At 69.9% G+C, this 23,747-nt stretch carries 25 protein-coding genes; 13 read left to right on the top strand and 12 right to left on the bottom strand.

Features of this window, described 5'->3' with window-relative positions:
- Nucleotides 1-15: 15 nt before the first annotated feature.
- The 7 genes from ACQEV1_RS14975 to ACQEV1_RS14945 all read left to right on the top strand — a co-directional run bounded on the left by ACQEV1_RS14975 (nt 16) and on the right by ACQEV1_RS14945 (nt 7,984).
- On the top strand, nt 16-618 hold the full coding sequence (locus ACQEV1_RS14975) for a DUF4178 domain-containing protein (protein ID WP_433405905.1): 603 nt from the start codon (nt 16-18) through the stop codon (nt 616-618).
- Nucleotides 619-1,137 (top strand): DUF2617 family protein, encoded by a 519-nt coding sequence (locus tag ACQEV1_RS14970; RefSeq protein WP_433394414.1) that lies wholly within the window; start codon nt 619-621, stop codon nt 1,135-1,137.
- Between the two features lie 14 nt (nt 1,138-1,151).
- Nucleotides 1,152-1,583, top strand: a complete 432-nt coding sequence (locus ACQEV1_RS14965) for a DUF4247 domain-containing protein (protein ID WP_433394412.1) — start codon at nt 1,152-1,154, stop codon at nt 1,581-1,583.
- 10 nt (nt 1,584-1,593) lie between these two features.
- Complete coding sequence (locus ACQEV1_RS14960; protein ID WP_285618003.1) at nt 1,594-2,019, top strand: DUF350 domain-containing protein; 426 nt, start codon at nt 1,594-1,596, stop codon at nt 2,017-2,019.
- 38 nt (nt 2,020-2,057) lie between these two features.
- Nucleotides 2,058-3,635: a polyamine aminopropyltransferase gene (locus tag ACQEV1_RS14955; RefSeq protein ID WP_433394410.1), complete on the top strand. Its 1,578-nt coding sequence runs from the start codon at nt 2,058-2,060 to the stop codon at nt 3,633-3,635.
- Nucleotides 3,636-3,738: 103 nt separating this feature from the next.
- The gene (glgB, locus tag ACQEV1_RS14950; protein WP_285618007.1) at nt 3,739-5,937 is read left to right on the top strand and encodes a 1,4-alpha-glucan branching protein GlgB; all 2,199 of its coding nucleotides are present in this window, start codon (nt 3,739-3,741) and stop codon (nt 5,935-5,937) included.
- Nucleotides 5,938-6,043: 106 nt separating this feature from the next.
- Complete coding sequence (locus ACQEV1_RS14945; RefSeq protein WP_433394408.1) at nt 6,044-7,984, top strand: Xaa-Pro dipeptidyl-peptidase; 1,941 nt, start codon at nt 6,044-6,046, stop codon at nt 7,982-7,984.
- Between the two features lie 43 nt (nt 7,985-8,027).
- Here the strand turns inward: ACQEV1_RS14945 and ACQEV1_RS14940 are convergent, their stop codons facing one another.
- The 4 genes from ACQEV1_RS14940 to ACQEV1_RS14925 form a co-directional block, all read right to left on the bottom strand.
- On the bottom strand, nt 8,028-8,336 hold the full coding sequence (locus ACQEV1_RS14940) for a hypothetical protein (protein ID WP_285618009.1): 309 nt from the start codon (nt 8,334-8,336) through the stop codon (nt 8,028-8,030).
- A gap of 23 nt (nt 8,337-8,359) precedes the next feature.
- Nucleotides 8,360-9,328 carry a hypothetical protein gene (locus ACQEV1_RS14935; protein WP_433394406.1) on the bottom strand — a complete coding sequence of 323 codons (969 nt, stop codon included), beginning with the start codon at nt 9,326-9,328 and terminating at the stop codon, nt 8,360-8,362.
- 378 nt (nt 9,329-9,706) lie between these two features.
- The gene (locus ACQEV1_RS14930) at nt 9,707-10,024 is read right to left on the bottom strand and encodes a hypothetical protein (RefSeq protein WP_285618012.1); all 318 of its coding nucleotides are present in this window, start codon (nt 10,022-10,024) and stop codon (nt 9,707-9,709) included.
- Nucleotides 10,025-10,037: 13 nt separating this feature from the next.
- Nucleotides 10,038-10,994, bottom strand: a complete 957-nt coding sequence (locus ACQEV1_RS14925; RefSeq protein ID WP_433394403.1) for a hypothetical protein — start codon at nt 10,992-10,994, stop codon at nt 10,038-10,040.
- Nucleotides 10,995-11,223: 229 nt separating this feature from the next.
- Here ACQEV1_RS14925 and ACQEV1_RS14920 point away from each other — a divergent pair, with 229 nt between their 5' ends.
- Complete coding sequence (locus tag ACQEV1_RS14920) at nt 11,224-12,177, top strand: ribonuclease Z (RefSeq protein WP_433394401.1); 954 nt, start codon at nt 11,224-11,226, stop codon at nt 12,175-12,177.
- Between the two features lie 11 nt (nt 12,178-12,188).
- Nucleotides 12,189-13,445 carry a M48 family metalloprotease gene (locus tag ACQEV1_RS14915; RefSeq protein WP_433394399.1) on the top strand — a complete coding sequence of 419 codons (1,257 nt, stop codon included), beginning with the start codon at nt 12,189-12,191 and terminating at the stop codon, nt 13,443-13,445.
- Between the two features lie 8 nt (nt 13,446-13,453).
- On the opposite strand, the gene ACQEV1_RS14910 is transcribed toward ACQEV1_RS14915, so the two are convergent.
- Together ACQEV1_RS14910 and ACQEV1_RS14905 are read right to left on the bottom strand one after the other, a co-directional pair.
- A complete protein-coding gene (locus ACQEV1_RS14910) occupies nt 13,454-14,407 on the bottom strand; it encodes a hypothetical protein (protein ID WP_433394397.1) in 954 nt (317 codons plus the stop codon).
- Between the two features lie 53 nt (nt 14,408-14,460).
- A complete protein-coding gene (locus ACQEV1_RS14905; RefSeq protein WP_433394395.1) occupies nt 14,461-15,315 on the bottom strand; it encodes an NUDIX domain-containing protein in 855 nt (284 codons plus the stop codon).
- A 199-nt stretch (nt 15,316-15,514) separates the two neighbouring features.
- Here ACQEV1_RS14905 and ACQEV1_RS14900 point away from each other — a divergent pair, with 199 nt between their 5' ends.
- A complete protein-coding gene (locus tag ACQEV1_RS14900) occupies nt 15,515-17,491 on the top strand; it encodes a glycosyl hydrolase family 18 protein (RefSeq protein ID WP_433394393.1) in 1,977 nt (658 codons plus the stop codon).
- Nucleotides 17,492-17,535: 44 nt separating this feature from the next.
- Here ACQEV1_RS14900 and ACQEV1_RS14895 read toward each other — a convergent pair whose 3' ends face one another.
- Together ACQEV1_RS14895 and ACQEV1_RS14890 are read right to left on the bottom strand one after the other, a co-directional pair.
- Nucleotides 17,536-18,051: an SRPBCC family protein gene (locus ACQEV1_RS14895; RefSeq protein ID WP_285618024.1), complete on the bottom strand. Its 516-nt coding sequence runs from the start codon at nt 18,049-18,051 to the stop codon at nt 17,536-17,538.
- Nucleotides 18,052-18,067: 16 nt separating this feature from the next.
- Entirely contained in the window at nt 18,068-19,228 is a 1,161-nt protein-coding gene (locus ACQEV1_RS14890; protein ID WP_433394391.1) for an acyl-CoA dehydrogenase family protein, read from the bottom strand.
- A gap of 133 nt (nt 19,229-19,361) precedes the next feature.
- Between ACQEV1_RS14890 and ACQEV1_RS14885 the strand changes: the two genes are divergently transcribed.
- On the top strand, nt 19,362-19,841 hold the full coding sequence (locus ACQEV1_RS14885; protein WP_285618028.1) for a thioesterase family protein: 480 nt from the start codon (nt 19,362-19,364) through the stop codon (nt 19,839-19,841).
- A gap of 9 nt (nt 19,842-19,850) precedes the next feature.
- Here ACQEV1_RS14885 and ACQEV1_RS14880 read toward each other — a convergent pair whose 3' ends face one another.
- Nucleotides 19,851-20,192, bottom strand: coding sequence for a DUF190 domain-containing protein (locus ACQEV1_RS14880; RefSeq protein ID WP_433394389.1), 342 nt, complete (start codon nt 20,190-20,192; stop codon nt 19,851-19,853).
- Nucleotides 20,193-20,245: 53 nt separating this feature from the next.
- Nucleotides 20,246-20,497: a hypothetical protein gene (locus ACQEV1_RS14875; RefSeq protein WP_433394387.1), complete on the bottom strand. Its 252-nt coding sequence runs from the start codon at nt 20,495-20,497 to the stop codon at nt 20,246-20,248.
- 285 nt (nt 20,498-20,782) lie between these two features.
- On the opposite strand from ACQEV1_RS14875, the gene ACQEV1_RS14870 reads away from it, so the two are divergent.
- Nucleotides 20,783-20,965 (top strand): hypothetical protein, encoded by a 183-nt coding sequence (locus ACQEV1_RS14870; protein ID WP_285569765.1) that lies wholly within the window; start codon nt 20,783-20,785, stop codon nt 20,963-20,965.
- Nucleotides 20,966-20,988: 23 nt separating this feature from the next.
- On the opposite strand, the gene ACQEV1_RS14865 is transcribed toward ACQEV1_RS14870, so the two are convergent.
- Entirely contained in the window at nt 20,989-21,174 is a 186-nt protein-coding gene (locus ACQEV1_RS14865; RefSeq protein ID WP_285618031.1) for a hypothetical protein, read from the bottom strand.
- Nucleotides 21,175-21,191: 17 nt separating this feature from the next.
- On the bottom strand, nt 21,192-22,628 hold the full coding sequence (gene ahcY, locus ACQEV1_RS14860) for an adenosylhomocysteinase (protein WP_433394384.1): 1,437 nt from the start codon (nt 22,626-22,628) through the stop codon (nt 21,192-21,194).
- Nucleotides 22,629-22,748: 120 nt separating this feature from the next.
- Between ahcY and mtnP the strand changes: the two genes are divergently transcribed.
- Nucleotides 22,749-23,741, top strand: a complete 993-nt coding sequence (gene mtnP, locus ACQEV1_RS14855; protein ID WP_433394382.1) for an S-methyl-5'-thioadenosine phosphorylase — start codon at nt 22,749-22,751, stop codon at nt 23,739-23,741.
- Nucleotides 23,742-23,747 lie beyond the last annotated feature (6 nt).

Below are 23,747 nucleotides of genomic sequence, written 5' to 3'. Positions count from 1 at the left end.
ATGTCCGTGAGTGGGATCGTGTTGGTGCTCGTGCTGGCACTGATCGTCCTGGTTGTGGCGCTCGTGATCCTGCTCATCGTGGTGCTCGGCCGGCGGCGCCCGGCACCGCCGCCCGCGGTGCCCCGCGACCCGTTCGCCGCCGAGGACAGCGTCGCCGGCGACCCCCGCACGCTCAAGGCGGGCGACCTGGTCGAGTACCTCGGCACCCGCTACTTCGTACGGGGCTCGCTGCGGCTGCGCGAGGGCGGCTTCACCTGGAACGAGCACCTCCTGGACGCCGACACGGCCGAAGGGCGGAAGGTGTGGCTGTCGGTCGAGGAGGACCCCGACCTCGAGGTCGTCTTCTGGACCGAATACGAGATCGGCGACCTGCGTCCGGGCGCGAGGACGGTCACCGTCGAGGGCGTGGAGTACCGCCGCGACGAGCACGGCACCGCCGACTACACCAGCGAGGGGACGACCGGCGTCGGGGCCCGGGGCCGCGTCGAGTACGTCGACTACGAGGGCCCGGGCGGCCGCTACCTGTCGTTCGAGCAGTACGGCGGCGGCCAGTGGGAGGCCGGGCTCGGCGAGCGGGTCCCCGCCGGCACGATGACGATCTACCCGAGCGGCGGCTGAATGCTGGCCGTCCTCGACACCCCCTACCAGGACGCGCGCGCCGACGGCCTCTCGTTCGCGCTCGGCCTGCCGCCGCTGGACGCGCTCGCCGTCCTGCCGGTCGAGCGCGCCGGCGTGACCGTCGAACTGCGGCTGCTCGGCGCGTCCCACCAGGTGCTGGCCGGGCCGCTCAGCGAGACGGTCGCGTGCCTGCCGGGCGCAGCCTCGCCGTTGCCCGGCAGCGCGGCCACCGCCCTGCTCGGCTGGACGTACGCGTTCACCGCGGAGACCGCCGCGCACGACGACGACGCGGCGTTCGGACGGGCCATCGAGGCGGTGTGCGCGCGGCTCGCGGACCGCGGCGACGCGCTGACCGGTGCGTTCCCCGGCTCCCCGCACGCCGTCACCGCCATCGCCCTCGATGCGGCGGCGCCGCACGCCACCGCGCGGCAGTCCGGGATCGGCTGGCGGACCTGGCACGCCTACCCCCAGACCCGGGAGATCGTGATGACGCGGAGCCGGCTGGTGAGACCTTCATGAACAGGACCCGGGGCATGAACAGGACGTACCGGGCCGTGGTCGGCGTGCTCGCCACCGCGCTGCTGGCCGTGACCCTCACCGGCTGCGGCTCGCCGTCGTCATGGATCGCGAAGAAGTACCAGCGGGTCGGGACGGACACCTACCGGTCGTCCCTGCCCCCGCAGGCCGTGGCGGCGGCGATCAACCGCAAGTTCAAGGCGATCGACCGGGTCGACGACCTGGCGACGCTCGGCTCGGGGGGCGGCATCTTCCTGCGCTACCCGAGGCTCGTCGTCGGCGTGACGCCGTACGGGCCGGGCAGCAGGATCACCGTCGACAAGCCGTCCGGCGGTTACAACCGGTACTACTCCCACGTCGGCAGGCGCTGGAGTGCCCCGGGCAGCAACGGCTGGAACAGCCACGGCATCCCATCCTTCCGCGGCGGCGGTCCCGGGTCAGGCAAATAAGGAGCAACCGATGCACGACACCCTCCATGACATCGGCGCGACCTTCGCCTACGGCGCGGTCGGCATCGCGTTGATGGCACTCGGCTACCTGGTGGTGGAGGTGACGACACCCGGCCGGCTCGGCCGTCAGATCTGGACCGAGGCCAACAAGGGCGCCGCGCTGCTCCTCGGCGTCAAGCTGCTCGGCATCGGCGCGATCGTCACCACCGCGATCGTCACCAGCGACAACGACCTGAGCCGGGGGCTGGTCGACACCGCGGTCTACGGCGGGATCGGCATCGTGCTGATGGTCGTGGCGTTCTACTTCCTCGCCCTGATCACGCCTGGCAGGCTCGGCGCGACGCTGGTGGACGGCGCCGCCGTCCACCCGGCGGGCTGGGTGGTCGCCGCCGCCGACATCGCCGTCGCCGCGATCGTGTCCGGGGCGGTCTCCTGACCGCCCGCGACCTCGACCGGTCCGCGCCGCCGCCGTCCGTGCCGGAGGCGGACGCGCCGCCGGCCGGGAGGCTCGGGGCCCCGGCCCGGGTGGCGCGGGCGCTCGTGCTGGCCGCGGTCTTCACGTGCGCGGCGTGCGGGCTGGTGTACGAGCTGGCGCTGGTGGCGCTCGGCAGCTACCTGGTGGGCGACTCCGTCACGCAGGCGTCGATCGTGCTGTCGGTCATGGTCTTCGCGATGGGTGTCGGGTCGCTGCTGGCCAAACCGCTGCGGCGGCACGCGGCGGCCGCGTTCGCGCTGGTCGAGGGCGCGCTCGCGCTGGTCGGCGGCCTGTCGGTGCTCGCGCTGTACGCCGCGTTCTCCTGGCTGGACCTGTACGTCCCGGCGCTCGTGGCGGTGGCGTTCGCGGTCGGCGCGCTGATCGGCGCGGAGATCCCGTTGCTGATGACGCTGCTCCAGAAGATCCGCAAGCAGGACGCGGGCAGCGCCGTCGCCGACCTGTTCGCCGCCGACTACGTGGGGGCGCTCGTCGGCGGGCTCGCGTTCCCGTTCGTCCTGCTGCCGACGTTCGGACACATCAAGGGCGCGCTGCTGGTCGGCGTGGTGAACGCGGTCGCCGGCGTGGCGGTGGTGCTGTGGTTGTTCCGGCGGCAGCTCGGCCATGTCGCCCGGGTCGCGCTCGGGCTCGGCATGGTGGCGGTCCTGGCCGTCCTCGGGACGACCTACGCGCTCGCCGACCGGATCGAGGTGACCGCGCGGCAGGCACTGTTCCAGGACCCGATCGTGCTGGCGAGGGATACCCCGTACCAGGAGATCGTGATCACCGAGAAGGTCACGCTCGCGGGCTCCACGGACCTGCGCCTGTACCTGAACGGGGACCTTCAGTTCTCCTCGGCGGACGAGTACCGGTACCACGAGTCGCTCGTCCACCCGCTGATGTCCGGCCCGCACGGGAACGTGCTGATCCTCGGCGGCGGCGACGGCCTGGCGCTGCGCGAGGTACTGCGCTACCCGGACGTCCGCAGCGCGACCCTGATCGAGCTCGACCCGGAGATGCTGCGTCTCGCCCGCACCTACCAGCCGCTGGTGTCGCTCAACCACCGCTCGTTCGAGGACCCGCGCGCCACCGCGGTCAGGGCCGACGCGTTCACCTGGCTGCGCGGCCAGAGCCGGCGGTTCGACGCGGTCATCGTGGACATGCCGGACCCGGACGACGTCCCCACCGCGAAGCTGTACTCGGTCGAGTTCTACGGCCTGGTGAAGCGGATCCTCGCCCCCGGCGGCCAGATGGTCGTCCAGTCCGGCTCGCCCTACTTCGCCCCGAAGTCGTTCTACAGCATCGAGAAGTCCATCGGCGCCGCGGGCCTCACGACCACCCCCTACCACGTGGACGTGCCGAGCTTCGGCGACTGGGGCTTCGTCCTCGCCGCGCCCGCCGCGAAGCCGCCCGCGCTGGCGCTGCCGCCGGACGCCCCGCCGCTGCGGTTTCTGGACGCGTCCGTGCTGCAGGCCGCCTCCGTCTTCCCCAAGGACCGCCGGTCCCGCGACGTGCAGGTCAACACTCTCGTGCACCCCCGCCTCGTCCAGTACGAGGGCGAGGAGTGGAAGGACTCCTGATCGGCGATCGACGGCGGCGCGAATCTCGTGATCGAAAAGGATTACGCTCCACCCACCGGGCACGTTGAAGGTACGAGTTGGCAGCGACAGTTCAAGGAGCGTCATGGCGCGGGTCACCCACGACGAGATCGACCGGCTGATCGGCGGGGACCATCACGACCCCCACGGGATCCTGGGCGCGCACCCCGGTACGGACGGCGTGACCATCCGTGCGCTGCGGCCACTGGCGAGCAAGGTGGAGGTCGTCCTCGCCGACGGTGAACGCCGGCCGATGCGCCACGTGCACGCGGGCGTCTTCGCCACCACCCTGGCGCCCGGCAGCCCGCTGTCCGACGACGAGCCGGTGGCGGTGCCCGACTACCGCCTCGCGGTGACGTACGACGGGCCCGAGCTGGTCCAGGACGACCCGTACCGGCACGCGCCGACGCTCGGCGAGCTGGACCTGCACCTGATCGGCGAGGGCCGGCACGAGGAGCTGTGGGAGGTGCTCGGCGCGCACACCCGCCGGTACCGGTCGGTGTTCGGGCCGGTCGAGGGCACCTCGTTCGCGGTGTGGGCGCCGAACGCCCGCGGCGTCCGGGTGATCGGCGACTTCAACCACTGGGACGGCCGTGCGCACCCGATGCGCTCGCTCGGCTCCTCCGGGGTGTGGGAGCTGTTCGTGCCCGGCGTCGGTGACGGCACCAACTACAAGTTCGAGATCCTCGGCGCCGACCACATCTGGCGGCGCAAGGCCGACCCGATGGCGCAGTACGCCGAGCGGCCGCCCGCGACCGCCTCGAAGGTCTTCACCTCCCGCTACACGTGGGAGGACGACGAGTGGATGACGCGGCGCAAGTCCTATGACCCGCTGCGCTCGCCGATGAGCGTGTACGAGGTGCACCTCGGCTCGTGGCGGTCGGAGCTGGGCTATCGCGAGCTCGCCACCGAGCTGGTGGACTACGTCTCCGACATGGGCTTCACGCACGTGGAGTTCCTGCCGGTCTCCGAGCACCCGTTCGGCGGGTCGTGGGGGTACCAGGTGACCTCCTACTACGCGCCGACCGCCCGGTTCGGCGACCCCGACGAGTTCCGCCATCTGGTGGACCGGCTGCACCAGGCCGGCATCGGCGTGATCGTCGACTGGGTGCCGGGCCACTTCCCCAAGGACGAGTGGGCGCTGGCCCGGTTCGACGGCACGCCGCTGTACGAGCACGGCGACCCGCGCCGGGGCGAGCAGAAGGACTGGGGCACGTTCATCTTCGACTTCGGCCGCTCGGAGGTGCGCAACTTCCTCGTCGCGAACGCCTCGTACTGGCTGGAGGAGTTCCACGTCGACGGCCTGCGGGTGGACGCGGTCGCCTCGATGATCTACCTGGACTACTCGCGCGGCGAGGGCGAGTGGACGCCGAACATCTACGGCGGGCGGGAGAACCTCGAGGCGATCGACTTCCTCAAGGAGATGAACGCCACCTGCTACAAGCGCTCCCCCGGCATCATGACGATCGCCGAGGAGTCCACCGCGTGGCCCGGCGTGACCCGGCCGACGCACCTGGGCGGGCTGGGGTTCGGCTTCAAGTGGAACATGGGCTGGATGCACGACACGCTCGGCTACCTGAAGCACGAGCCGATCTTCCGCGGCTACCACCACCACGAGATCACCTTCTCCATGGTGTACGCCTACTCGGAGAACTACGTGCTGCCGCTGTCCCACGACGAGGTCGTGCACGGCAAGGGTTCGCTGCTCGGCAAGATGCCGGGCGACGAGTGGCAGCGGTTCGCCGGGCTGCGCGCGCTGCTGGCGTACATGTGGGCGCACCCGGGCAAGCAGCTGCTGTTCATGGGCCAGGAGTTCGGCCAGGGCGCCGAGTGGGCCGAGTCCCGGTCGCTCGACTGGTGGCTGCTCGACAAGGCCGAGGACAACTTCCACGCGGGCCTGCAGCGGATGGTCCGCGACCTCAACCGCGCCTACGGCGAGGCGGAGGCGCTGTGGACGCGGGACGCCCGGCCGGAGGGGTTCAGCTGGATCGACGCGGACGACGTCGCCGGCAACGTGATCTCGTTCCTGCGGTACGCCGAGGACGGCACGCCGCTCGCCTGTGTGATCAACTTCGCCGGCGTCCCGCATGAGGACTACCGCCTGGGCCTGCCCCGCACGGGCCGCTGGCGCGAGGTGGTGAACACCGACGCGTTCGAGTACGGCGGCAGCGGCGTCGGCAACATGGGCGCGGTGTGGGCCACCGAGGAGCCGTGCCACGGCCAGCCCGCCTCCGCGCTGCTGCGCGTCCCCCCGCTCGGCGCCCTCTGGCTCTCCCCGGAGTGACCTTCCGCCATCCGGCCGGCTCGACACACGGCCGGATATGGCTAGAGATCTTGTGCGGCCGCACCGGTCGCGGCAGATTTGCGCGCGCAACCTCAGGAGGTAACGCGTGCCGATCTCACCACGGCGAGGCCTTCTCGCCGCCGCGATCGCCACCGCGGCCGCGCTCGCGGTCACGGGGGCGCCCGCCGCCCACGCGGCGAAGAAACCCACGATCAAGGTGTCGGACGGGGTGACCCAGCCGGTCTTCTCCTACGCGGACGCGATCCGGGAGTACGTCCGGGTCGAGTCGCCGGTCGACGCCGACCACGACGGCAAGAAGGACCTCATCCGGGTGGACATCATCCGTCCGAAGGAGAGCGGCCCGGACTTCAAGGTCCCCGTGATCATGGATGAGAGCCCGTACTACGACAACCTCGGCCGCGGCAACGAGGGCGAGCGCAAGACGTACGACGCGGCCGGGAATCCGGTGAAGTTCCCGCTCTTCTACGACAACTACTTCGTGCCCCGCGGCTACGCGGTGCTCGACGTCGACATGGACGGCACGACCAAGTCCGACGGCTGCCCGACCTCCGGCGGCCTGTCCGACGTCCTGGGCGGCAAGGCGGTCGTCGACTGGCTGAACGGCCGCGCCACCGCGTACGACGCCAAGGGGAACAAGGTCAAGGCGACCTGGACCAACGGCCGTACGGGGATGATCGGCAAGTCCTACGACGGCACACTCGCCAACGGTGTGGCGGCGACCGGCGTGCAGGGCCTGGACACGATCGTGCCGATCTCGGCGATCAGCTCCTGGTACGACTACAGCCGGATGAACGGCACGCTGTGGTGGACGGGTGAGGAGGACGGCCTGGCCGACACGGTCGACACCGACCCGCCGGCCAAGTGCGCCGCCGTACGGCAGGAGCTCGCCACCGGCCAGGACGACGCGACCGGGAACTACAACGCGTTCTGGAGCTCCCGCGACTACCGGTCCGCGCCCACCCCGGACGTGAGCCGCGTGCACGCGAGCGTGTTCGCCGTCCACGGCACGAACGACCTGAACGTCAAGCCGAGCCAGTTCTCCACGTGGTGGGCCGGCCTCGCGGCGCGGAACGTGCCGCGCAAGGTGTGGCTGTCGCAGTACGGGCACGTGGACCCGTTCGACTTCCGCCGCGACGCGTGGGTGGACACCCTGCACCAGTGGTTCGACTACTGGCTCTGGCACGTGCACAACGGCGTCATGAAGCAGCCGCGCGCGGACATCGAGACCGGCCCGGACCAGTGGACGACCGAGTCGGACTGGCCGTCACCGCGGGCGCGGAGCCTGCCCCTGCGTCCCCAGGCCGACGGCACCCTGGGCCTGTCCGCCTCCTCGGGCAACGCGACGTTCACCGACACCAAGGAGGACGAGGGCTCCCTCGTGTCGGACCCGACGACGGCGCAGCCGTACCGGCTGGCGTACACCACGCCCCCGCTCAAGCAGGACGTACGGCTGTCGGGCACGCCGACGGTGTCGCTGAGGTTCACCACGGACCGCCCCGCCGCCGACCTGGGCGCACTGCTGGTCGACTACGGCACCGACACGCGGGTGAACTACCTCGGCGCGGGTTCGGGCGTGAAGACCCTGACGACCGAGGACTGCCACGGCGAGAGCACCGCGACCGACGACGCCTGCTACAAGCAGGTGGTGACCGACACGGCGACCTCGGACGTGAACGTGGTGACGCGCGGCTTCCTGGACGCGCAGAACCGTACGTCGCTGAGTACGTCGTCGCCGCTGACGCCGGGGACGACGTATTCGGTGCACTGGCCGACCCTGCCGCAGGACTACCGGTTCAAGGCGGGCCACCGGCTGGCGCTGATCCTGTTCGGCGTGGACGGCGACGTCCAGTACGACGAACAGGCCACGGGCGCCACGGTGAAGGTGGATCTGGCGGGCAGCCAGATCAGCCTGCCGGTGGTGGTGAGCGGCGGCACACCGTCGAAGGACAAGACGTTCTCGGCGAAACAGACCTGGCGCGGCCCGGCCCGCGTGGTCCTCCCCCGCCAGCCCCGTTTCTTCCACTGATCGCCTGACGACGGGCCCCGGGACACGCGTCCCGGGGCCCGTTTCACGTTTCCGGCAACGGCTCGTGCGGGTAGAGGTCCCGCCACAGTCGCCGGAGGAACTTCTCTGCACTGCCGTCGTCATAGCGGACCGCACGATAGAGCTCGTCACCGGGCAGACTGTCGGGGTCGAGGATGGCCGCACGGAGCTCGTTCTTGAAGGTCCTGATCTCCTCGTCGGACTCGTGCCGCACGAGCTGCTTCAGGTCGTCGAATGCCTCGTCGTACGCCTCGGGATGACAATAAATCTCCGAAACGGAGATTAATGTACCAAACGGCAAATCGGGATCGATGTTCCAGAACGGCCTGCTCATCCTTCCTCCAGGGAAGAGTCCGGTCACGGCTCCACGTACATCGTCGAAATCTCGTAGCCATTCATATCCCGATTGGGCCGGAAGTAAAACTTAATCTTTGCATCGTCACGGATCTCGACGGGTACACACGTCGGCTCGGGGACATCTGAATCCTGATTTGACGTTCTCTTCGCCGTCACCCAATCGGCGCGGCGGCGTAAGGCCTCATCCAGGCTGCCGTCGACCGGCTCCAGCGCATACGCCGAACAGTAACGATGGCCGCCCACCCCCAGAAGGTCCTCGACTGTCAGGGCGACGCCCTGTGGCACTTTTCCGGCCACGAACGGGGTCTCCAACGCATCGCGGACCGACGGATGTCGCACTCCCCGCGCGAACGCGGTCGCGAATGCCTCCGGATCCTGGATCGCGGTTGCGGTGTCGGCGCAGCGATGCGGTCGGTTTCCGGGCTTGAGGCCGTCGATTCCGGCGAACCGCTTGGCATCGTCGAGCTGGGCGGGATCCTGGAAACCCGTCACCCGGCGCTGGAGCCTCTCGTCGTCCGCATGACCCTCGTGGCGTTCGAGGGCGTGACCCTGCCCCATGTCCATGGCTACCAGCACCCGCATGGCCGCCGGGTCGCAGTCCTTCGCCTGGGCCAGCCACGGACGCCGGTCCGCGTTCTCGGCGATGTACTCGGCGGCCCGGCCTTCGCCGATCTCCGGCAGACCCGCCTCTGTCGGCCGGAAGCCGCGCAGGATCTCGCGTGGCGTCGGCTGGTCGTCGGCGATGGGAATGTCGAGCCGCTTCGCGTACGGCTCCGGCTCATACGCGTCAACAGCCGTTTCCGGACCAGCCGGAGTCGGCTTTTCATTCGCGGCGAGCGCGCCCCTGCGGCTTTCGGCACGGGATAACGAATCTTCCGATCCGGGCAGATCGGCCGGAGGGCGTTCCGTGCCCGCTCGCCCTTCGGTCGTCTCGCCCGTGTCAGTGCCGTCAATGCGATCCATCCCCATGGAGGCATCCCTGACATTTCGACAATTGAGGTTGCCGAGCTCTACAGGCTAACTTCGCGACCATCGTGATCACCAGAGCGCCGAACGAATTCGTACATGCTCACCCGGCGACACTGAAATACGGAATGCCGATATCTTCGGATTATCAATGCCACGGGCACGAAGGGGCCTGGCGGCAGCCGGATCAGCCTGCCGGTGGTGGCGAGCGGCGGCACGCCGTCGAAGGCCCGCGAGGTCATCGGTGGGACAGGCCTGGCGCGGCCCGAGCCACACCGTCCTCCCGTCGGCCGCGCGTCTTCCGCCGACCCCTCTCACGCCGAGACGGGCCTGCCGTCGTCCTCGACCTTCCCCCCCCGGCGTGAAGGTCAGGTCGCGGCGTCACCGGCCCGGAAGCGGCTCGTCCGGATACAGGTCGCGCCACAGCCGTTCGAGGAACGCCCGGTCGCTGCCGTCGCTGTACTGCGCGGCGACGTACAACGCGTCTTCGGGCAGGGCCGACCGGTCGCGTAACGCGTCTCCCAGCTGCGACTTGAACCGCTGGATCGCGGGATCTCCCTTCGGGCTCCGCACCCGAGTGATCAGGTCCTCGTAGGCCTCGTCGTGGGCCTCGGGATGGCAGTAGGCCTCCACCGTGTCCAGGAGAACGGAGAAAGGCGCCTCGGGATGGTTTCGCCAATATCTGTCGGTCAAGGCCATACGTCTGCACCCCTTAAGGTCGCTCCACGAACATCGTGCTGACTTCATAGCCGTCACGCAATGCCCTCGCCCGAAAGAAGAATTGGACTTTTCCTCCATCGAACGAATCAACTAAGGCCGCGCCCGGATCGGGTACGTCGGGATCACGATCGTTGGCGCGCGAGTCGACCCAGGAATCGCGGCAGTCCATGGCCGCGCGGATCTGTCCGCCCACCGGCAGAAGCCGATAACCGCTGCAGTATCGATGGCCGTCCGGCCCCAGCAGTTCCTCGATCGGGATGGCGACACGTGGCGGATTCGCATGCGGATCGAACGGTCTGCGGAGGACGTCACGGATGTCGGGATGTTCCATCGCGCGGGCGAACATGGTCGCGAACGCGGCCGGATCCTGGACCGCGGTGGCGGTGTCGGCGCACCGGTGGGCCCGGTCGCCCGGTTTGCATCCGTCGATCCCCGCCACCCTCTTGGCCGGGTCCAGCTGGGCGGGGTCCTCGAGCGCGGTCACGCGGCGCCGCAGCCTCTCGTGGTCGGCGTAGCCCTCGTGGCGCTCCAGCGCGTGGCCCTGGCCCAGGTCCAGGGCCACCAGCACCCGCTGGACGGCCGGGTCGGAGTCCGCGGCACAGGCCAACCACGGACGCTCGCCGACATACCGGGCGATGTGGTCGGCGGCCTCCCGCTCCGTCACCTCGGGCAGGCCCGCGTCGGCGGGCGCGAACCGGCCGAGCACCTCACGCGGCGTCGGCTGGTCGTCGGCGATGGGAGTGTCGAGCAGTTTCGCGTACGGCTGCGGCGCCCGCTCCCCCACGTCAGCGGCCGTTTCCGGAGGCTTCTCATTCGCCGCGAGCGCGGCTAATCGACTCTCGACTCGGGATAACGAATCGTCCGATCCGGGGTGATCCGCCGGAAACTGTTCGCCGCCCGCCGGCCGTTCGGCCGTCTCACCGGTGTTCGCGCCGTCGACCCGATCCACCACCATAAGGTCAGCCCTTTACATATTCCGCCAACTGTAGTTGCCGAGCCTTGCAGGCTAACTCCGCCGACATCATGATCGCCAGACCCAATTTCAACCGTGCGCGGCAAGACACCGAATACGGAAAGGCCTCTATATACGGCATGACCAATACGAGGCAGCCGCTACCGCAGGTCGGGAACTCCGCCACCGTGCCGTCCGCGATCAAGGGGTCCGGCATCATGAGGGCATGTCCTCACGGGAGCTCGTGGTCCTGGGAACCTCCAGTGCGGTGCCGACCAAGAGCCGGAACCACAACGGGTACCTCCTGCGCTGGGACGGGTTCGGTGTCCTGTTCGACCCCGGGGAGGGCACGCAACGGCAGATGGTCCGTGCCGGGGTCAGCGCCCACGACGTCAACGCGATCTGCCTCACCCACTTCCACGGCGACCACTGCCTGGGCGTACCCGGGGTGGTGCAGCGGATCGCGCGGGACCGCGTCGCGCATCCGGTCAGCGCCGTCTTTCCCCGCAGCGGTACGGAGTACTGGCGGCGGCTGCGTCACGCCACGCTCTTCAACGACACGCAGGTGATCGCCGAGCGGCCCGTCGCCGGTGACGTCCAGGAGGTCGCGGCGGACGGCGCGCCGTTCACGCTCACCGCGCGGCGGCTCTGCCACAGTGTCGAGTCCTACGGCTACCGGATCGAGGAGCCCGGCGGCATCACGATGCTGCCCGACCGGCTCGCCGCGTACGGCATCGCGGGGCCGCTCGTCGGACGTCTCCAGCGCGAGGGGCGGGTCACCGCGCCCGGCGGCCGTACGGTCACGCTCGAGGAGTGCGGCGTTCCCCGGCCCGGCCAGAAGGTCGCGTTCGTCATGGACACGCGGCTCTGTGACGCGATCAAGCCGCTCGCCGACAGGGCCGACCTGCTCGTGATCGAGTCGACGTTCCTCGACGCCGACGCCGGGCTGGCCGAGGACTACGGACACCTCACCGCGCGCCAGGCCGGACGGATCGCCGCCGACGCCGGCGTACGGCGCCTGGTCCTGACCCACTTCTCCGAACGGTACGGCGCCGAGGACGAGCCGAGGTTCGCCGAGGAGGCCGCCGCGGCGTACGCGGGCGACATCGTCACGGCGCGAGATCTCGTTCGCGTACCGGTGCCGTCACGACACCGGCCGGGGAGTGCCGCGCGCCCATAGGATCTCGCGCCGTGACCACCGATACGTCCGATCTGTGCCCTACGTGCTCCCATGTCCTCCCGGCGGCCGGTGACCATCCGGTCTGGTGCGCGGAGTGCGAGTGGGGGCTGGGCGAGCCCGAGGCGCCGCGCGGCGGGCCGGTGCGGGCCTGGTTCGACCGGCGGTCGGCCGCTCTCGTCGAGGCCCTGTACCGCGACGTGTCGCGCGCCGAGCCCGCCCGCCCGGGCTGGAACGCCGCGCGGGTCGCCTCCTACCTGCTCGCGCTGGCCGTGCACGCCTGCCCGCTCGCCCTTCTCGCGGTCGCCGGTCTGCTCCTGTGGACGGACGTCAACGCCGTCACGGTCATCGCCGCCGTCGTACTGGTGGTCCTCGCGTACTTCCTCGCCCCGCGCCTCGGCCGGATGCCGCGCGGCGACGCGGTGAAGTGCCGGGAGGACGCGCCCGCGCTGTTCGCCCTGCTCGACCGGGTCGGCACGGAGGTCGGGGCCGCCCCCGTGCACACGGTGGTGGTCACCGGAGAGTTCAACGCCTCCTACGGCGCCGTCGGCCTCCGGCGGCGGCACGTCCTGACGATCGGCCTGCCGATCTGGGACCCCCTGACCGGGCAGCAGCGCGTGGCCCTGCTGGGCCATGAGTTCGCCCACGGCGTCAACGGCGACTCCCGGCACGGCCTGGTCGTCGGCACCGCGCTGTCGACGCTGGCCCGGCTGTACCACGCGACCCGGCCGGGCGGCCGCGACCGGCGGATGAACTACCTCATCGACCTCATGGTGCGGGCGCTGCAGGGTGTGGTGAGCGGGCTGGTCGCGATGGTGTTCCGCGCGCAGCTCGCGCTGACGCTGCGGGCCGGCCAGCGGGCCGAGTACCTCGCCGACCGCCTCGCGGGTCAGGTCGCCTCCCCCGGCGCCGCCGCGGACATGCTCGACACCATGCTCGTCACCGCCCAGACCCACCGGTTGGTCCTGCGCCGCACCGCGGTGCGCGCCGGCACCGAACTGTGGGCCGAGCAGCGCGAGGCCGTCGCGAACCTGCCGGAGTCGGAGCGCGAACGCCGGCGCCGCCTCGCCGCGCGGGAACGCCTGCGCGTGGACGAGAGCCACCCGCCGACGCATCTGCGGATCGCCGTGCTGCGCGACCGGCCCGAGTCCGAGCCACGGGTACGGATCGAAGCCGACGAGACCGAGCGGATCACCGCGGAACTCGCGGCGGACTACGACCGGGTCGCCCGCGAGCTACGCGAGTCCGCCCGCGCCGCCCTGTACCGCTGACCGCCGCCCTAGGCGGCGTCGGAGCCGAAGGTCTTCTGGACCGCTTGGGTCATGTCGACGAGGCGGACCACGAGCCAGCCGGCCAGGTAGAGCACGAACGCGGCGATCTCCGCCAGGCAGAGGAACAGGGCCGACTCGAAGAAGTGGGAGACGAACAGCGTCACCGAGAACGTGGCCAGGAAGGCGACGATCGCCAGCGCCGCGTGCGAGAGGAACCGGCGCATCGCGCCGGCCATCGCGCCGTACGCGGCGGACAGCGTACGGGAGTGCGCCTCCGCGTCGTCCAGGGTGGCGAGGTGGCGTCTCCGGTCCGTCTCGAATCCGTCCCGCGCCGAACCGTCCCAGGCCACGGTCGCTCTGGCCGACTCGTCGAGCCGGGACCGCAACGCCGATATGTGCCGAGCGTGTGCGGCGTGCACGCTCGCCGCCGTGTCGTAGTGCCGGGGGTCGACGGCGTTCGCCCAGAGCCGGTCGGTGACCGGCCGGACCAGTGAGAGCCCGCCCAGCGGCGCGACCGTGGAGGTCAGCCTGTCGATCACGGTGCGGAGCAGCGCCGGCAGATCCTGCGGGTCCCCGGCGGTGGAGGGCGGCGACGAAGACCCGTCGGACACCGGCGGAGACGGCGTGACGACCGCCCCCGCGTCCGGGCCGGCGCCGGTGAGGTAGGACAGGTTCGCGGCCTCCGCCCCGCGGTAGCGGCCCGTCGTCTCGGCCAGCCTGGTCTGGCTGGACGCCGCGTGCCGAACCGCGTCGCCGAGTACCCGCCCGAACCGGTCGTGGGCCGTCCTGAACAGGTCGGCGGCGCCGTTGGCCGCGAGGCCCTGGGGGAAGGCCGGCAGCGCCTGGTCGGCGTGGTTCCGCTCCAGATCCCGCAGCGCCTGGACGTGCGGGGCGAGGGCGTCGTCGTGGTACCGCGCGAGACTCGCCGCGTGGACCGCGTATCCCGATTCCGCGTATCCCAATTTCTGACCCTTCCTGGCGACGTGTACGTGAACGACCGGAACCGGACCGGCGCTCAGGTGGAGCAGGAACGGCGGATCGCGTCCAGGAGCCAGCGCGGGCCCACGACCGCCGCGCCCGCGGCCTCGCAGCGGGCGCGGAGCTCGCGGTCGGCGGTGACGACGAGGCGGTGCTCGTCCGGCGCCCGCCGCGCGGCCAGGCCGGCGATCGTGTCGTCGCCGCTGCCCGGGGCGGCCACGACCTCGACGCCCTCCACCGCGCCCACACCGCGCGCCGCACCCTCGACGACCAGCACGATCTCCGGATAGCAGAGGTCGGCGACGGCTCCCGGAACGCCGTCGAAGCCGTCGATGGCGGCGATCTCGTCGCGCAGCCGTTCGGCCGCGCCCCGGCGGTCGCGCCACCAGCCGTCCGCTCGTGAACCCATGACGTTCGCCACGTCGACCACGAGGACCACCCGGTACAGCGACCGGCGCAGCCGCTGCCACGCATCGGCGAAGGCGGGGAACAGCTTCCGGTCCGCGACCTCGTCGGCGGGCACCCACTCCACCGCGGCGCTCTCGAACGACCGCGGGCGCACCTCGCTCCGCGTCGGCGCCGAACCGATCACCGTGTCGTACGACCAGCCGCCGTGGTCCTCGTGGGACAGCCAGTGCACGCGGACGGTCGCGGGGTCCAGCGTGCTCTCCTCGGACGCCTCGCGCAGGGCCGCCTCGACCGGGTTCTCGTGGCTGTGCCGGGCCCCGCCGAGCAGGCCCCACGTGCCACCGCCGATCGACAGCCGCGACCGCTTCTGCAACAGGACGTACGGGTCGGGGTCCATGCAGTACGGCAGCACGCCCGCCGCCCCGTAGCGTCCCCAGTGCCGATGTCCCGCGTCGCAGTTCGCCCAGCCGTCGCCGTCGCCCATGGGGGCGAGCTTAGAGCCCGCACGGCGGCGCGGCCCTCATCCGCGCCCGTCCGCCGACGGGACGGACCGTGACTCACGGCGGTCTCCGAGGGCATTGACGCGCGGCTCCGGCCGGGCTACGGTCCGAACTTACAGGAAAGTTTCCTTTTTGTTAGTGCGGCGCCGCGCTCCTCTTTCCCGCCAGACCGAGGAGCATCAAGTGAAACGTACGATCCTCCGACTCGTCGTCGCGTTCGCCGCGACGGCGCTCCTCACGCTCCCCCACCTCGCCCGGGCGGCCGGTACGCCGACCGCGACGTTCTCCAAGGACTCCGGCTGGGGCACCGGCTACCAGGGCAAATACACGATCACCAACGGCGGCTCGACGACGCTGAACGGCTGGAAGGTCGAGGTCGACGTGCCCGCCGGCGGGTCGATCGGCTCCGCGTGGGACACCGTGCTCACCCACAGCGGCAACCACTACACGTTCACCAACGCCTCCTACAACGGCACGCTGGCACCCGGCGCCTCGGTGAGCTTCGGGTTCAACGGCGCCCCCGAGTCGGCCACGCCGACCAACTGCACGCTGAACGGCTCGCCCTGCGCGGGCGGCGGTGGCGGCGGCACCGACACCTCCGCGCCGTCCGTCCCCGGCGGCCTCCACGTCACCGGCACGACCTCCTCCTCGATCGCGCTCGCCTGGACCGCCTCCACCGACAACGTCGGCGTCACCGGCTACAGGGTGTACGAGGGGTCCACGGTCGTCGCGACCGTGAGCGGCACGAGCGCGACCGTCGGCGGGCTGTCCGCCAGCTCCAGCCACACCTACACCGTCACCGCGCTCGACGCCGCCGGCAACGAGTCGGCCAAGAGCGCGTCCGTCACCGGCACGACCCAGTCGGGCGGCGGCACCGGCGGCACGTACCAGAAGATCGGCTACTACCCGCAGTGGGGCATCTACGGCCGCAACTTCTGGATGAAGGACCTCGACGCGAACGGCGCGGCGGGCAAGCTGACCGTGCTCAACTACGCCTTCGAGAACGTCGATCCGAACAACCTCACCTGCTTCGAGACGACCAAGGCGACCACCACCAACCCCGAGGACCCGGACCAGGGCACCGGCGCCGGCGACGCGTACGCCGACTACGGCGCCTCCGTGAGCGCCGACCACAGCGTCGACGGCGTCGCCGACACGTGGGACCAGAAGCTCAAGGGCAACTTCAACCAGATCAAGAAGCTGAAGGCCAAGCACCCGAACCTCAAGGTGCTCGTCTCGCTCGGCGGCTGGACGTACTCCAAGTTCTTCTCTGACGTGGCCAAGACCGACGCGTCGCGCAAGAAGTTCGTCGGCTCCTGCATCGACATGTTCATCAAGGGCAACCTGCCCGTCTCCTCCGACGGCACGGGCGGGGCGGGCACCGGCGCGGGCGTGTTCGACGGGTTCGACATCGACTGGGAGTGGCCGGGCAGCGCCGACGGGCACCCCGGCAACCACTACTCGGCGGACGACAAGGCCAACCTCACCGCGCTGCTCGCCGAGTTCCGTACCGAGCTGAACGCGCTGGGCTCCGGCTACCTGCTCACCGCGTTCACCCCCGCCGACCAGGCGAAGATCAACGCCGGCTGGGACCTGTCGAAGATCTTCAACTCCCTCGACTACGCCAACATGCAGGGGTATGACTTCCACGGCTCCGGCAGCGACAACTCCTGGGAGCCGAACCGCACCGGCGACCAGGCCAACCTGTACGTCGACCCGAACGACCCGTACCCGACGCACTTCAGCGTCGACTCGGCCGTCAAGCTCTACACCGGCGCCGGCGTGAACCCGCGCAAGGTCCTCGTCGGCATCCCGTTCTACGGCCGCGGCTGGCAGCAGGTGGCCGACGGCGGCGCGAACGGCGAGTGGCAGCAGGCGAACGGCGCGGCGCCCGGCGACTTCCCGGAGGAGGCCGGTACCCGCGGCTACAAGAACATCGCCACGAACGTCCCCGGCTGCACCGTCCACCACAACGAGCAGTCCGTCGCGACGTACTGCTACACGGGCGCGAACGGCCAGTGGTGGACCTTCGACGACCCGTGGTCGATCGGCAAGAAGACCGACTACATCAAGGCCAACAACCTCGGCGGCGCGATGATCTGGGAGATGTCGGGTGACACCGGCACCCTGATGTCCGCCCTGGACGGCGGCCTCAAGTAACGCGGCGAGGAGCGGCTCCGCGACGGGGCCGCTCCTCACCCGGCTCAGCGGCGTTCGGCCGCGGCCTTGACGGCGCGCAGGGTCGCGTCGATGTTGCGGGCGTGTTCGCGGCACCGGGCGGCGACGACCCGCTCGTGCATGTCGGGGACCTCGGCGATGCGGTCGGTAAGTGGTGATCGCGCCGTGCCGAAATCCACCGACTCGCACAGCCACGTCCGATCGCCGCGGAGCGGATGCAGCTGGTATCTCCAGACGGCGATGGGCCGGGCCGGGTCGCCGGCCGGATCGTCGGGATCGGTGACCGCGAAGGCGAACTCGCGCGGCGGGGACCAGGTCAGCACGGTGGACGTCCGGCTCCAGCACAGGTCCCCGCGCGTGTTCCCCGAGGTGAAACGGGCGCCCGGCGCCCCTTCGGTGAAGGGCGGGTCCCAGCCGCCCCCGGTGTTCTCCGGGGAGAACGTCCCCATCTTCGCCGGATCGGTCACCAGCGCCCAGACGACGGCGGGCGGCGCGGCGATGTCGATGTCCCGCTGGACGAGCGGGCGGTCGGTCAGGAGCATCGGCGTGGCCCCCGGCTCACCGGCCGGCCGAGGCCGCGTCCCGGCGCTCCGCGGTCAGCCGCCGGCTGATCACCAGGCGCTGGATCTGGTTGGTCCCCTCGAAGATCTGCAACACCTTCGCCTCTCGCATGTAGCGTTCGACCGGGTAGCGGTCGGTGTACCCGACCGCGCCGAGGATCTGCACGGCGTCGGTGGTGACCTGCATCGCGGTGTCGGTGCAGAACAGTTTCGCCATCGACGCCTCCTTGGTCAGGTCCTCACCCGCGTCGAGCCGGCGCGCCGCGGAACGGTAGAGGCAACGCCCCGCCTCGATCGCCGTGGCCATGTCGGCGAGCATGAAGGCGACCGCCTGGAACTCCCCCACGGGACGGCCGAACTGGCGCCGGGTCATCGCGTAGTCGGTCGCGACGTCCAGCGCCGCCTGGGACAGCCCGATGGCGCACGCGGCGATGCCCAGGCGGCCCCGGTCCAGGGCGGACATGGCGATCGCGAAGCCCCGGCCGAGCTCACCGACGAGCCGCTCCCGCGGGACTCTCGCGTCGTTCAGGTGGATCTGCGCGACGGGCGACCCGGTCAGCCCCATCTTCTTCTCCGGCCGGTCCGGAGACAGCCCGGGAGTGTCCTTGTCCGCCAGCAGGCAGCTGATCCCGCCCGGGCCGTCCCCGCCGGTCCGGACGAACAGGTTGTAGAAGTCGGCGTGCCCGGCATGGGTGATCCACGCCTTGGTTCCGTTGACGACGAAGTGCCCGCCGTCGGGGACCGCCTTCGTCGTCAGCGACGCCGCGTCGGAGCCGGCGCCGGGTTCGGACAGGCAGTACGACCCGAGCAGCTCGCCGCCGAGCATGGCCGGCAGCAGCTCGCGGCGCTGCGCGTCGTCACCGTGGGCGGCGACGGGAAAGCACGCGAGAGTGTGCACCGCGACCGTCTCGGCGATCGTGAGCCAGCCCCCGGCCAGCACTTCGAGCGCCTGGAGATAGTCCTCGAAACGCCATCCGCTCCCGCCGAGCTCGCGTGCGTACGGCAGGCCGAGCACGCCGAGCTTCCCGAGAACGCGGCACAAGTCGCGCGGAAAGCGGCTGTGCGCCTCGTCCTCGTCCGCACGCGGACGGATTTCCTCGGCGACCAGCTCCCGCAGCCGGGGAAGGAGTTCGTCCGGAACGGCCGGAGTGGTCGACATTATCGATCTCCCTTGCTCGGTGCTGACAGCTCTGTTTTAGTGAGGTTGACTTCGCGGGGGCCGGATACCCCGGTCGCGGGCACCTCGACCGGATAACGTATGCCCCCGTCACGACGCGGGGCCACCCTCCGCGATGACGGTGACCGAGATGGGACAGCGACGAATGCGCGACGGTCTGCGGCCTGGCCTGACGGCGACGATGACGTATACAGTTCCGCCCGAGCGGACAGTCCCGAATCTTTTGCCCGAATCGGCCGAATTCGCGGCACTGCCGAACGTCTTGGCCACCGGTTATCTCGTCGGAATCGTCGAGTGGACGTGCATCCGCGCGATCGCCGGACAACTCGACGACGCCGAACGCACCCTCGGCATCCATGTCGATCTCAGTCACGAAGGGCCCACGCCCCCCGGGGCGGACCTCACGGTGAGCGTCGAGCTCGTCTCCGTCGAGGGCCGCCGGCTCACCTTCTCCGTACGGGCGTCCGACGACGCCGGGGTGGTCTGCAAGGGAACACACGAGCGTGCGGTCATCGACATCGCGAGGTTCACCGACCGGCTGGCGGCACGCACCGGTGGACGGAGTGACGGCCAGGTGGAGGCCGCCGGACACTGAGCCGGCCGCTCAGCCGGCGTCGCGGCGGCCACGGCTCCGCTCGGCGGAGCCGGCGCGCCCGTACCGGTAGGCCTCGGCCGTGTCGAGCGTGACGATGCACTCCTCCGTGATGTCGGCCAGGGTCGTGAGGAACCTCCGGAGGCGTTCTTCCTGGTCGAACACCAGGATGGTGACCGGGACGTTGTCGGGGCGGCGCAGGAGTCCCCGGCGCGTCCGCCGGGAGGCGCCGATGTGACCGTCGAGGCCGCGTAACACGGTGACGTCCGCCAGCCCGGCGTCGCGGGCCCGCGCGACGATCTCGGTGTGCACGGCCCGGCGATCCCGGCGGATGCGGTCACCCACAAGGATCATCAGTCGGGCGACCGGAACCGGCACCGCCGGCCGGCGCTCCGGATCGCCTCGTGTCACTCCGGGCCACCCGGTGCGGGTGCGGCCACCGCCACGGAGTGATGCCGGACGACCGTGTCGTAGTCATCGAGGACGGCCTTCGCGTCATCGTGGACCACCGCGGTCTCGTACTCCTGCCCGGCGAAGCGACGAATCGCGTCGGTGGAATTCCAGAGGCTGAGCACCGTCAGCCGGACGCGGCCCGACTCCTCGTGGCATAAGAGAAAAGCGCCCAGGTATCCCGGCACCCGGGCCAGCTCGACGAGCACGGAACTTTCGAAATGTCGCTGGTAGGCAGCTGCTCCGTCGATGGTCGCAGAAGCGCCCCAAGTCCTGGCGATCATCGCTTCCTCCGGTGTCGCCGACGCCCGCGGACCGGCTATCGTCGGCTCCCCGATAATACTCGCCGGACAATGATTCGAGAACGAATTTTCAAGCCATTAGTGCAGCTTAATCGAGCCTTAAGTAGATGTCGATGGCATGATAAGCCATCTTAATCAATAGTTGAAGGGAGTCAACATCTCGATCCTGCAATGGCAGTCAGGTGAATTCCCATGGGATGGATGCTTCTCGCGGCACTCGCGGTCCTCGCTCTGCTCGCCCCCTGGATCGGAACGGACAGCCGCGACGGACACGACTGGTCCGCGCATCACCTCTGGCCGTACCCCGGCGGCGACGACCCGGCCGGCGACCGCTGGAACGAGCATGTGCACGCTCGTCCCAGGGGCGCCGTCTGACCGGGCCGACGGCCCGCAGGCACTCAGGAGTCCGGGTGGCCGGGGTCCTCTGCCAGATCGTTTCGCGGCGCGCCGTTGTCGCGCCGATCCAGGGCGATCTGCAGGGCGTCGGCGGCCTTCGCCCGCACTTCTTCGGTCTCGTACCGCTGTGCCGTCAGACCGGTCCGCTCGGGCGGCCCGGTCCGTACGTCCTCGCGCTCCTCGTTCATCGGGTTTCCCCGCTTGACTAGTACCGGTAGTGGTCCGCCTTGTAGGGACCGTTGACGTCGACGCCGATGTAGGCGGCCTGCTCCTTGGTGAGCGTGGTCAGCTTGACGCCGAGCGCGTCCAGGTGCAGGCGGGCGACCTTCTCATCGAGGTGCTTGGGCAGGGTGTAGACCCCCACCGGGTACTTCTCGGTGTGGTTGAACAGCTCGATCTGGGCGATCACCTGGTTGGTGAAGGAGTTCGACATCACGAACGACGGGTGACCCGTCGCGCAGCCGAGGTTCACCAGCCGGCCCTCGGCCAGCACGATGATGGAGTGGCCGTCCTCGAAGGTCCAGGTGTGAACCTGCGGCTTGACCTCTTCCTTCTTGATGCCGGGGATCTTCGCCAGGCCGGCCATGTCGATCTCGTTGTCGAAGTGGCCGATGTTGCTGACGATCGCCTGGTGCTTCATCCGCCCCATCTGGTCGGCGCTGATGATGCCCGTGTTGCCGGTGCAGGTGACGAAGATGTCCGCCTTGCCGACGATGTCATCCAGCGTGGTGACCTCGAAACCGTCCATCGCCGCCTGGAGCGCGCAGATCGGGTCGATCTCGGTGACGACGACCCGGGCGCCCTGCCCGCGCAGCGCGTCCGCGCAGCCCTTGCCGACGTCGCCGTACCCGCACACGACCGCGACCTTGCCGCCGATCAGGACATCGGTGGCGCGATTGATGCCGTCGATCACGCTGTGCCGGCAGCCGTACTTGTTGTCGAACTTGGACTTGGTCACCGAGTCGTTGACGTTGATCGCCGGGAACGCCAGCGTGCCCGCCTTGGCCATCTCGTACAGCCGGTGAACGCCGGTCGTGGTCTCCTCGGTCACGCCCTTGATCCGCTCGGCGGTCTTCGTCCAGCGACCCGAGCCGTCGACCGTACGGCGGAGCAGGTCCAGGATGACCTTCCACTCCTCCGGGTCGTCCTCCGACGCCGAGGGCACGGCACCGGCCTTCTCGTACTCGGCGCCCTTGTGCACCAGCAGCGTCGCGTCGCCGCCGTCGTCGAGGATCATGTTCGGGCCCTCGTCGCCAGGCCACGACAGCGCCTGGTCGGTGCACCACCAGTACTCCTCCAGCGTCTCGCCCTTCCAGGCGAACACCGGGACGCCCCGCAGATCGTCGGGCGTGCCGTCCCGGCCGACGACGATCGCCGCGGCGGCGTGGTCCTGGGTGGAGAAGATGTTGCAACTCGCCCAGCGCACGTCGGCGCCCAGCTCGACCAGGGTCTCGATCAGCACGGCGGTCTGGATCGTCATGTGCAACGAGCCCATGATCTTCGCCCCGCGCAGCGGCTTGGACTCGGCGTACTCCTCACGGACCGCCATCAGGCCCGGCATCTCGTGCTCGGCGAGTTCGATCTCCTTGCGGCCGAACGCCGCCAGTGACAGATCGGCGACCTTGTACTCGAAATTTGTCAACTCGCTCTCCATTCGCTTGGGCGATGGTCTGGACACGCCTTGAAGCCCGAGAATAAGTAGAACGGCAATCTTTCGCATAACCACCATTGGTGTAATCATGCTGCGACCAAAGTCGCACCCGTGTTCTCCGAACAGCGGATTCATCCACTGGGGCATCAGGTTATCTTCGGCGCAGCGGTGTCATCTCGCACTAAGCATTACCACCGGCGGAAGACAAGGATGGTTGATAACAAAATGACAGAAACCCGCGCGGAAGTAGGGATAATCGGCGGCAGCGGCCTGTATGAATTGGCGGAGCTGGAGAACGCCGAGACGGTCGAGGTCGAGACTCCTTTCGGGTCGCCCAGTGACGCCCTGGTCGTCGGCCGGCTCTCCGGCCGCTCGGTGGCGTTCGTGCCGAGGCACGGCCGAGGTCACCGCCTCACCCCCACCGAGATTCCGGTGCGGGCGAACATCTGGGCGCTGAAGGCACTGGGCGTCCGGCAGGTCCTCAGCATCAGCGCCGTCGGCAGCCTGCGCGAGGAATACCGGCCGGGAAGTCTGGTGGTGCCAGACCAGATCGTGGACTGGACGAAGAGCGGCCGGCCGAAATCGTTCTTCGAGGACGGGATCGTCGTGCACACCTCGGTCGCCGACCCGTACTGCGGCCGGCTCCGCGAAGAACTCATGGCGGCGGCGCACAGCGCGACCGATACCACGATTCACGACAGCGGCACCTATATCTGCATTGAGGGACCGCAGTTCTCCACACGCGCCGAATCGGAACTCTATCGGCTTTTGAAAATGGACATCATCGGCATGACCGCCGTTCCGGAGGCCAAACTCGCGCGCGAGGCGGAGCTGTGTTACTCGGCGCTGGCGCTGGTGACCGACTACGACTGCTGGCGTTCGGACGAACAGGCCGTCGAGGCCGATCTGGTCACCGCCGTCATGGCGCGCAACGCCGACGCCGCGAAGAGGACGATCGTCCGCCTCGTCGAGAAACTCCCGGCCGACACCGAGTGCGAATGTCAGGACGCACTGGCCCACGCGATCATCACCGACCGGGCCGCCGTGCCGCCCTCGGTGCGTGAGCGGCTGGACCTCCTCATCGGCAGACACCTCAACACCTGATCGACC

It is taken from the genome of Actinoallomurus sp. CA-142502, assembly GCF_050936355.1.
Lineage (GTDB): Bacteria > Actinomycetota > Actinomycetes > Streptosporangiales > Streptosporangiaceae > Actinoallomurus > Actinoallomurus iriomotensis.
Note: the sequence above shows the minus strand (reverse complement) of the source record. Positions and strands in the feature narration are given on the sequence as shown.